Below are 10010 nucleotides of genomic sequence, written 5' to 3' on the forward strand. Positions count from 1 at the left end.
CTCAGCGATCGAGCAGGAGCGCCGGATGACGCGGGTCGTCCACGCGAACCACGACGTCGGCGCTGCGTTCAGGCACGACCTCGTCCGCGTACCTGCTGAAGGCCGGGAGGGTCCACCGCTCGTCCTGCGGCGTGCTGCGGGCGAGAGTCTCGGCCCGCACCGACAGATGCACCGTCAGGTCCAGCGGGAGCCCGCGCCCGAGCAGCAGGCTGCCGTCGAGCAGGAGGATCGCGCCCGGCGCTGCCTGCTCGTGCGGCGCGCGGGTCGCTCGCTCGCGCGCCGCGTCCCAGAAGGACGCCACGTACCTCCCGGTGCCGTCCGGGCCGAAGCCGTCGAGCAGCTCGCGCGACAGCGCGCCGACATCGAGCCGATCGGTGTAGAACGCGTCGGCGTCGAGGCGACCGTGCTCCCAGCGCAGCGACGCGGGCCGGAGGAAGTCGTCCGCGCTCGCTCGGACGACGGGCCGCCCGAGGGCCCGCAGCGGAGCCACGAGCGCATCGGCGAGGTCTCCGGGTCGAGTCGGGGGCGGGCCGTCGACAGCGAGCCGCCACCGCCGACCGGCGTCGAGCTGCAGCACGAGGGCGACGACGTGCTCGACGAGAGCGGCGGTGGAGAGCGGCTGGAAGCGCACCGAGCCAGTCTGGCCGACCGGCCCGCACAGATACCCCACGGGGTACCCAGGACCTAGGTCACTCGATCTGTCGCCACGGCTCCGTACCGTGAAGTTGATCACTGAGGATCACACGCCACACGAAGGAGTGAGCCGTGCAGAAGCGACTGCTGGTGCTCGGCGCGGGCACAGCCGGGACGATGATTGCCAACAAGCTGCGGCGCCGGCTCGACGTCGGCACGTGGGACATCACGATCGTCGACCGCGACGACGTCCACCCGTATCAGCCCGGCTACCTGTTCCTCCCGTTCGGGACGTACTCCCCGAAGCAGGTCACGCGTTCCCGGCACAGGTTCCTGCCGGACCACGTCGACTTCGTGATCGGCGAGGTCGACGTGATCGACCCCGCTGCCAGCAAGGTCACGCTGGTCGGCGGACGTGAGCTCCCGTACGACTACCTGGTCATCGCGTCCGGCACGTCGCCGCGACCCGACCAGACCCCCGGCATGCTCGGTGCCGAGTGGCGTCGCAGCATCTTCGACTTCTTCACGCTCGACGGCTCGATGGCACTGGCCGAGGCACTGCGGCACTTCGACCACGGCCGGCTCGTCGTCCACATCGCCGACATGCCCATCAAGTGCCCGGTCGCGCCGCTCGAGTTCACGTTCCTCGCCGACGCGTGGCTGCGCAAGCAGGGGCTGCGCGACCGCGTCGAGCTCGTCTACGTGACGCCGCTGCCCGGCGCGTTCACCAAGCCGATCGCGTCCGAGCGCCTCGGCTCGATGCTCGACGACCGCAAGATCGTCGTGGAGGCCGACTTCCTCGTCGAGCACATCGACCCCGAGACCAAGACCCTCGTCTCCTACGACGAGCGCGAGATCCCCTTCGACCTGCTCGTCACCATCCCGATCAACATGGGCGCCGACTTCGTCGCCCGGTCGGGGCTCGGCGACGAGCTCAACTATGTCGCCGTCGACAAGCACACCCTGCTGTCGAAGGTGTGGCCGAACATCTTCGCGGTCGGCGACGCGAGCGACATCCCGGCCTCGAAGGCGGGATCGGTCGCTCACTTCGCGGTCGACATCTTCGTCGACAACTTCCTCGAGCACGTCGCCGGGAAGCCGATGACCGGGTCGTTCGACGGCCACGCCAACTGCTTCATCGAGTCCGGCGACGGCAAGGGTCTGCTCATCGACTTCAACTACGACACCGAGCCACTGCCCGGCTCGTACCCCGTGCCGTACATCGGACCGATGAAGCTCCTCAAGGAGACCCGCGCCAACCACCTCGGCAAGCTCGCGTTCCGCTGGATCTACTGGAACATCCTGCTGCCGGGCCGCCGGATGCCCGTGCCCACGCTCATGTCGATGGCCGGCAAGACCGTGCCGACCACGACGTCGTCCACCCCGTCACCCACGGACTAGAAGGAGACCACCATGCCCGTCACCACGCTCGCCGGCCACCAGATCCACGTCGATGCCGAGGGGTTCCTCACCGACCCCGCCGAGTGGGACGAGGACCTCGCCCGCGTCCTCGCCGAGCAGATCGGCCTGACCCTCACCGACGAGCACATGGCGGCGGTCCGGTTCCTGCGCGCCGACTTCGCCACGCAGGGCGAGACCGCGACGCTGCGCCGCATCTCGACCGTCGGAGGCATCCCCATCAAGCAGCTGTTCGCTCTGTTCCCGCAGAAGCCCGCCAAGAAGATCGCCTACGTCGCCGGCCTGCCCAAGCCGCACGGCTGCGTCTGACCGTCCCGACGAGAACTCCCGACGAGAACCGAGGAACCCGCCATGACCACCATCCCTGACACCGCACCCGCCGTCGTCCCCAACTTCGACACCGACGCCGGTGCCGGTCGCAAGCTCGCCATCATCTGTTCCAAGGGCAGCCTGGACATGGCCTACCCCGGCCTCATCCTCGCGAACGCTGCCCTCGGCGAAGGCGTCGAGGTCCACATGTTCTTCACGTTCTGGGGCTTCGACATGATCAACAAGAAGACCATGGGCGACCTGAAGTTCACCATGCTGGGGAACACCGCGACCCACATGCCCCAGGGCCTCGGTGGCCTGCCTGGCATGACGGGCATGGCGACGTCGAGGCTCAAGAAGTCGATCGCCGACCTCGACGTCCCCGAGGTGCCCGAGTTCCTCGAGCAGATCGTCGCGTCCGGCGGCCACCTGTGGGCGTGCCGCATGTCGGCCGACATGAACAAGCTGACCGAGGCGGACCTCTACGACGACGTCGAGGGCATCATCAGCGCGACCGACTTCATCGAGCTGACGGACGGTGCCCAGCTGCTCTTCATCTGATCCGGGGGAGGTGACAGCGCCCGCATCCCGAGGGAACCTGGAGCTGCGCCACTTACCGGCGCGCCAGTCTCGGAGGGAGGCGGGTCTGTCATGTCCCCGTACACGGTCGGCTACTTCGTCGGGAGCCTCGCGCGGGCGTCGATCAACCGCACGCTGTCGAAGGCCCTGATCCGCCTCGCGCCGCCGGGACTGGATCTCGTCGAGATCGAGATCCGGGACCTGCCGCTGTACAGCTACGACTACGACGCCGCGTACCCGCCGGAAGGTATCGCGCTCAAGGACGCGATCGCCGCGGTCGATGCTGTGCTCTTCGTGACCCCGGAGTACAACCGCTCTCTCCCGGGCGCCCTGAAGAACGCCATCGACTGGGCGAGCCGCCCGTGGGGCACGAACTCGTTCGCCCACAAGCCGTCCGCGGTGATCGGCGCCTCGCCCGGGGCCCTCGGCACGGCGGTGGCGCAGCAGAGCCTGCGCAGCATCCTGAGCTTCTGCAACTCCCCGCAGATGAACGCGCCTGAGGCGTACATCCAGTTCAAGCCCGGCCTCTTCACCGACGACGGCGAGGTGACCGACGAGAGCACCGCGCAGTTCCTGCGCGACTACCTGGCGGAGTTCGAGATCTTCATCACGCGCGTGCTCAGCGTCGTGCCGCCCCGAGCCTGACCGACGAACTGTTACCGAGACGTAACTTGGGGGGATACTTTGGGTTAACACAGCGGTGGGAGACTCTCGGTGCGCTATCCGAGACGCGCCTGCGTTGTCCAGCAGTGCGCCGGGGCAGCCCCGATGAACCCCTGATCCACCTCCGAGAGGACCACCGTGAAGACGAGCATCAACCGCCGTGTCGCAGCGGTCGCGGCAGCAGCCGTGACCCTTCTTGCGTTGACCGCGTGCGGCGCGGGCCGCACCGACGGCGGCGCGACCAGCAGCGCGGGTGCGGCGGCTGGGGCCGGGATCCTCGTCGGGACGACGGACAAGGTGACGGCGATCGACCCGGCGGGCTCGTACGACAACGGCTCGTTCAACATCGAGGTCCAGGTCTACCCGTTCCTCATGAGCTTCAAGCCGGGCGGTGCCGAGCTGGCCCCTGACGCGGCCAAGAGCTGCGAGTTCACGTCCGACACGGTCTACACCTGCATCCTCCGGGACGGCCTGAAGTTCGCGAACGGCAACCCGGTCAACGCCTCGACGGTCAAGTACAGCTTCGACCGCCAGATCAAGATCGCCGACGCCAACGGGCCGTCGTCGCTGCTGGGCAACATCGAGTCGATCGCTGCCACCGACGACAAGACCGTGGCCTTCACGCTCAAGTCGGCCAACGACCAGACGTTCGCCCAGGTCCTGGCCTCCCCCGCCGGACCGATCGTCGACGAGAAGACCTTCCCGGCCGATACGCTGCTCGACGACTCCGCCATCACCACGGCGAAGGCCTTCGCCGGTCCGTACACGATCTCCTCGTACAAGAAGAACGAGCTCGTCGTGCTGGCCAAGAACGCCGACTACGCGGGCATCCAGGGCGCCCCGAAGAACGACAGCATCACGCTGAAGTACTACGCGGACGCCAACAACCTCAAGCTCGACATCGCGAGCGGCGCCATCGACGTCGCGACCCGCAGCCTCACGGCGACCGACATCGACAGCCTGAAGACGACCGACGGCGTCAACGTCGTGACCGGCCCCGGCGGCGAGATCAGGTACGTCGTGTTCAACATGAACACGATGCCGGGAGACACCCCCGAGCAGAAGCTCGCGATCCGCAAGGCCTTCGCGTTCTCGCTCGACCGCCAGGAGATCGCGACGCAGGTCTACAAGGACACCTACACGCCGCTGTACTCGTACGTGCCCGAGGGCCTGCCGGGTGCCGCGACGCCGTTCAAGGACCTCTACGGCACCAAGCCTGACGTGGCCGCGGCCACCAAGGCGCTCGCCGATGCCGGCGTGACCGCCCCCGTCACCCTCCAGCTGCAGTACAACCCCGACCACTACGGGCCGAGCTCCGACCAGGAGTACAACGCGGTCAAGCGTCAGCTCGAGGCGACCAAGCTCTTCTCGGTCCAGCTCCAGTCGACCGAGTGGGTCACGTACGCCAAGGAGCGCACCGCCGACGCCTACCCGGCCTACCAGCTCGGCTGGTTCCCGGACTTCTCGGACGCCGACAACTACCTGACGCCGTTCTTCGACAAGGGCAACTTCCTCGGCAACCACTTCGAGAACGACGAGATCTCGACCCTGCTCGCCTCGGAGCGCACGGACAAGGACACGACCAGCCGGACCGCGACCATCGAGAAGATCCAGCAGCTCATGGCCGAGAAGTACCTGTCCACGGTCCCGCTGCTCCAGGGCTCGCAGGTCGCCGTCGCCCGTGACGGCGTGGACGGGGTCAAGGACACGCTCAACGCGTCGTTCCAGTTCCGCTACGCCGTGCTGACGAAGGGCTGACCGACGTCTTCCCTCGCAGCAACCCTTCCACGGCGGCTCGTCCCGCGTAGCCCCCTCGTTCGTTACCTGCTGGTCCGACTCGCACTGATCGTCCCTACCGTGCTGATCCTGGTCACGGTCGTGTTCTTCTTCATGCGCGTCATCGGCGACCCGATCACCGCCTCCCAGGGGGGGCGGTTGTCGGCCGCCCAGCTGGCAGAGCGACGGGCCGCGGCAGGCTTCGACCGACCGATCCTCACCCAGTACGGCGAGTACCTCGCCGGTCTGCTGCGCGGGGACTTCGGCACCGCGCTGACGGACCACCGTGCGATCAGCGAGGTGCTCGTCACCAACGGGGCCGCGACGCTCGAGCTGAGCGTCTGGGCACTCCTCGTCGCGTTCCTCGTCGGGGTCCCGTTGGGGCGGCTCGCTGCGCGCTACCGGGACCGGCTCCCCGACGTGAGCATCCGGATGTTCGCAGTGCTCGTGTACGCCGCACCGGTGTTCTTCGTCGGGCTGCTCCTCAAGCTGCTCTTCTCCGCGACGCTCGGCTGGCTGCCTGCCTCCGGCCGAGCGTCGGCGGGGGTCGAGGTCGCGCTGACCAACGTGCAGCCGAAGACCAACATCATGGTCGTCGACGCGATCCTGTACGGGGACACGGGGTACGTCCTGGACGTGCTGCGCCATGCGATCCTGCCGGCGCTCGCCCTCGGTCTGCTCACCGCCGGAGTCTTCATCCGGCTCATCCGGATCAACCTGATCGAGACCATGCGCACCGACTACGTCACGGCCGCGCGCGCCCGGGGCGTCCCGGAGCGGCTCGTCGTGCGCAAGCACGCGTTCCGCAACGCGCTCGTCCCCGTCGTGACGGTGATGGGGATGCAGATCGCGATGCTCCTCGGAGGAGCGATCCTCACGGAGACCACGTTCGAGTGGCAGGGGCTCGGCTACGTGCTCTCGCGCTACCTGCTCGCACGGGACTTCGTCGCCGTGCAGGGTCTGGTGACGGCGATCGCTGTCGTCGTCGCCCTTGCGAGCTTCCTCATCGACGTCATCAACGCTCTCGTCGACCCGAGAGTGAGGTACTGATGAGCGCCATCGTCACCATCGAGACCGAAGGTCTCGCCGGGCCGCCGCCGCGTCGGGGATTCCCGGGTGTCGCGCTGCTCCGGTCCACGCACGGCCTGCAGCGCGGGATGCTCCTCGGCGGCATCGCCGTCATCACCCTGTTCGTCGCTGCCGCGGTGCTTGCCCCGCTCCTCGCGCCGTACGGCTTCAACGCCGACCGGGCCGGCGGGGTGATCTTCGGCACGCAGCAGCCGCCGAGCGCCGCGCACCTGTTCGGCACGACCGTGGGCGGTCAGGACGTGCTCTCGCGCGTCCTGTTCGGAGCCCGCACCGCGCTGACGGTCATCGTCCTGGCCGTCGCGATCTCGCTGCTGGTCGGTGTCCCGCTCGGACTGGTCTCCGGCTACTTCGGCGGGGTGCTCGACCGCATCCTCGTGCTCATCACGGACGCCCTGTACGCGTTCCCGTCCCTGCTGCTCGCGATCATCGTCTCGATCATGATCTCGGGCGGTCGGTCGACCCCGTTCGGCGGGATCCTTGCCGCCGCGATCTCGATCACCGTGGTGTACGTCCCGCAGTACTTCCGGGTCGTGCGCAACCTGACCGTCTCCGTGAAGAACGAACCGTTCGTGGAGTCCGCCCGCATCACGGGGGCTCGTCCGGGCCGGATCATGTTCCGCCACGTGCTCCCCAACGTGTCCCAGACGCTGCCGGTCCTCGCGACGCTCAACGCGTCCGAGGCGATCCTCACCCTGGCCGGTCTGGGCTTCCTCGGCTTCGGCATCGAACCCTCCGCTGCGGCCGAGTGGGGCTACGACCTCAACAAGGCGCTGGCCGACGCCACCAACGGCATCTGGTGGACCGGCGTCTACCCGGGCCTGGCGATCGTGCTGGTCGTCGCCGGGGTCACCCTCGTCGGCGAGAGCCTCAACGATGTGCTGAACCCGATGCTGCGCACACGCGGTGGCGGGACGTCGACCGCGGACGAGGATGAGATCGCGCTGCCCGGGGATCTCGGCCCCGCCGCCGGCGCGCTCGGCTCCGGCTCCGATCCCGCACCCACGACGGAGGACGACCGATGAGCGTCCCGACGCCACCCATGCTCAGCCTCGACCGGTTGAGCGTCACGTTCCAGACCGACGGTGACCCCGTCCGCGCGGTCCGTGAGGTGAGCTTCGAGGTCGCTCCCGGCGAGATCGTCGCGGTCGTCGGCGAGTCGGGTTCCGGCAAGTCCGTGAGCTCGCGCGCCCTCCTCGAGCTGCTGCCCGGGACCGCGACCGTCCAGGGATCGGCCCAGCTCGACGGGACCGAGCTCACCGGGCTGCGCGGCGAGCCCATGCGCCGGATCCGCGGCAACCGGATCGCCATGATCTTCCAGGAGCCCGCGACGTCGCTCGACCCGGTCCGGACGGTGGGCTGGCAGGTCGTCGAGGCGCTGCGCTCGCACCGCCAGATGTCGCGCCGGGCCGCCCGGGCTCGCGCCGTCGAGCTCCTCGACCTGGTCGGGATCCCCGACCCGGCCCGACGCGCCCACTCCTACCCGCACCAGCTGTCCGGCGGGCAGAAGCAGCGCGTCATGATCGCCATCGCGATCGCGTGCGAGCCCGAGGTGATCATCGCCGACGAGCCGACCACGGCCCTCGACGTCACCGTCCAGGCGGCGATCCTCGAGCTCCTGCGTGACCTGCGGGACCGGCTCGGCACCGCGATCGTCCTCATCACCCACAACATGGGCGTCGTCGCCGACCTGGCCGACCGGGTCGTCGTGATGTACCGCGGGCAGGTCGTCGAGCAGGGGACGGCCGCGCAGATCTTCGGGGCCCCCGCGCACCCGTACACGCAGCGCCTGCTCGCAGCGGTCCCCCACCTGGGGCAGGGACGCTCGCACGTCGACGCACAGCCTCCGGCCCCCAGCGCGGGTACCTCGACGCCTGCGCTGGCGGTCCGGGACCTCGTGGTGGAGTTCCCCGGACGGCTCGGGAGCCCCCGGGTGCGCGCCGTCGACGGGGTGTCTCTGACGATCGAGCCGGGTCGGGTGCTCGGCCTGGTCGGCGAGTCCGGGTCGGGCAAGACGACGGTCGGCCGCACGGTCGTCGGCCTCGTGCCCGCGGCCGCCGGGAGCATCGAGGTCTTCGGCACCGACCTACGGACGGCCTCGCCCGCCACGCTGCGTGCGCTGCGCCGGCGCTTCGGGTTCGTCTTCCAGGACCCGGCGGCGTCGCTCAACCCGCGCGCGAGCGTCGGCGCGTGCATCTCGGAGCCGCTGTCGGTGCACGCGGTCGGGAACGACGCCTCGCGCCACCGGCGCGTCGCCGAGCTGCTCGAGGCCGTCGAGCTGCCCGCGGCCTACGCCACGCGGTACCCGCACGAGCTGTCGGGCGGTCAGCGCCAACGGGTGAGCCTCGCCCGCGCCCTGGTTCTCGCGCCGGACCTGCTGATCGCCGACGAGCCGACGAGCGCTCTCGACGTGTCGGTCCAGGCGACGGTGCTCGCGCTCTTCCAGCGGCTGCAGGCCGAGATGGGCTTCGCGTGCCTGTTCATCAGCCACGACCTGGCCGTGATCGACCTGGTCGCGGACGAGGTCGCGGTCATGAGCGGCGGCAAGCTGGTGGAGATCGGCTCGACCGCCGACGTCCTGCGCGCACCCGCGCACCCCTACACGCGCGCCCTCCTTGCGGCGGTCCCGGTACCCGATCCGGCCGAGCAGCGCGAGCGGCGCCGCGCGGCGGGCAACCTCGCCTGAGTCCTCTGGTCCGGGTGCTCGCCCGGCCCTCCCCGGGGGCCACGTACAGTTGACGTGGCAAACACGCGGAGATCGGCGTGACCGAACCGCCCGCGGCGGCATCACGGCAGGACGGCAGGACTCATGACGGCAACCCAGACCGACGACGCTGCGGCGACGGAACCCGGCGAGGGTGTCGACCCCGCGGACCTCGCGGTCTTCCTCCGGGTGATCGACGAGGTCGGACAGCTCCCGTCCGACCACCCCCAGCTCGCGGTCGCACGCCGCGCCACGTCGCAGCTGTTCAAGTCCGCGAAGCGGCAGCGCCGCACCGAACGTCGCGACGCGATCAGCACCGCCGACCGCGCCGTCGTGCACGCCACAGCGACCGGCAGCCCCGGCCGGATCGACGACGAGACGCAGGGGATCTTCCTCGTCGCCACCGCGCCGGGCGCCAGCGCGGGGACCCTGCTGAAGCCGCGGCCGTGCTACATCTGCAAGGAGCTGTACACCCACGTCGACGCGTTCTACCACCAGCTCTGCCCGTCCTGCGCGGCGCTCAACCGCGCGAAGCGGGACGCGCGCACCGACCTGACCGGCAAGCGCGCGCTGCTCACGGGCGGCCGCGCCAAGATCGGCATGTACATCGCGCTGCGGCTGCTCCGGGACGGCGCGCACACGACCATCACGACCCGGTTCCCCCGCGACGCCGCCCGCCGGTTCGCCGCGATGCCCGACTCCGAGGAGTGGCTCGACCGGCTGACCATCGTCGGGATCGACCTGCGTGACCCGGCCCAGGTCGTCGCGCTCGCCGACACGGTGGCCGCGGCCGGCCCGCTCGACATCCTCATCAACAACGCCGCGCAGACGGTGCGCCGCT

Annotated in this window: 10 protein-coding genes; 9 read left to right on the top strand and 1 reads right to left on the bottom strand. The window is 69.7% G+C overall.

Annotated elements, in window-relative coordinates:
• Position 1 precedes the first annotated feature (1 nt).
• Positions 2 to 631, bottom strand: a complete 630-nt coding sequence (locus DDP54_RS17850; protein ID WP_109133354.1) for a uridine kinase — start codon at positions 629 to 631, stop codon at positions 2 to 4.
• Between the two features lie 134 nt (positions 632 to 765).
• On the opposite strand from DDP54_RS17850, the gene DDP54_RS17855 reads away from it, so the two are divergent.
• The 9 genes from DDP54_RS17855 to DDP54_RS17895 form a co-directional block, all read left to right on the top strand.
• Positions 766 to 2034: an FAD/NAD(P)-binding oxidoreductase gene (locus DDP54_RS17855; RefSeq protein WP_109133325.1), complete on the top strand. Its 1269-nt coding sequence runs from the start codon at positions 766 to 768 to the stop codon at positions 2032 to 2034.
• Positions 2035 to 2046: 12 nt separating this feature from the next.
• Complete coding sequence (locus DDP54_RS17860; RefSeq protein ID WP_109133326.1) at positions 2047 to 2361, top strand: TusE/DsrC/DsvC family sulfur relay protein; 315 nt, start codon at positions 2047 to 2049, stop codon at positions 2359 to 2361.
• A gap of 42 nt (positions 2362 to 2403) precedes the next feature.
• Complete coding sequence (locus tag DDP54_RS17865) at positions 2404 to 2922, top strand: DsrE/DsrF/DrsH-like family protein (RefSeq protein WP_109133327.1); 519 nt, start codon at positions 2404 to 2406, stop codon at positions 2920 to 2922.
• Positions 2923 to 3012: 90 nt separating this feature from the next.
• Positions 3013 to 3585 carry an NADPH-dependent FMN reductase gene (locus tag DDP54_RS17870; protein WP_109133328.1) on the top strand — a complete coding sequence of 191 codons (573 nt, stop codon included), beginning with the start codon at positions 3013 to 3015 and terminating at the stop codon, positions 3583 to 3585.
• 156 nt (positions 3586 to 3741) lie between these two features.
• Complete coding sequence (locus DDP54_RS17875; protein ID WP_109133329.1) at positions 3742 to 5361, top strand: ABC transporter substrate-binding protein; 1620 nt, start codon at positions 3742 to 3744, stop codon at positions 5359 to 5361.
• A gap of 69 nt (positions 5362 to 5430) precedes the next feature.
• A complete protein-coding gene (locus DDP54_RS17880) occupies positions 5431 to 6429 on the top strand; it encodes an ABC transporter permease (RefSeq protein WP_347338547.1) in 999 nt (332 codons plus the stop codon).
• Complete coding sequence (locus tag DDP54_RS17885; RefSeq protein ID WP_242448586.1) at positions 6429 to 7490, top strand: ABC transporter permease; 1062 nt, start codon at positions 6429 to 6431, stop codon at positions 7488 to 7490. The genes DDP54_RS17880 and DDP54_RS17885 overlap by 1 nt, the downstream gene beginning before the upstream one ends.
• The gene (locus tag DDP54_RS17890) at positions 7487 to 9151 is read left to right on the top strand and encodes an ABC transporter ATP-binding protein (protein WP_109133330.1); all 1665 of its coding nucleotides are present in this window, start codon (positions 7487 to 7489) and stop codon (positions 9149 to 9151) included. The genes DDP54_RS17885 and DDP54_RS17890 overlap by 4 nt, the downstream gene beginning before the upstream one ends.
• Positions 9152 to 9274: 123 nt before the next feature.
• On the top strand, positions 9275 to 10010 hold a 736-nt coding region (locus DDP54_RS17895; RefSeq protein WP_146192475.1), incomplete at its 3' end, for an SDR family NAD(P)-dependent oxidoreductase.

It is taken from the genome of Cellulomonas sp. WB94 (assembly GCF_003115775.1).
Classification (GTDB): domain Bacteria; phylum Actinomycetota; class Actinomycetes; order Actinomycetales; family Cellulomonadaceae; genus Cellulomonas_A.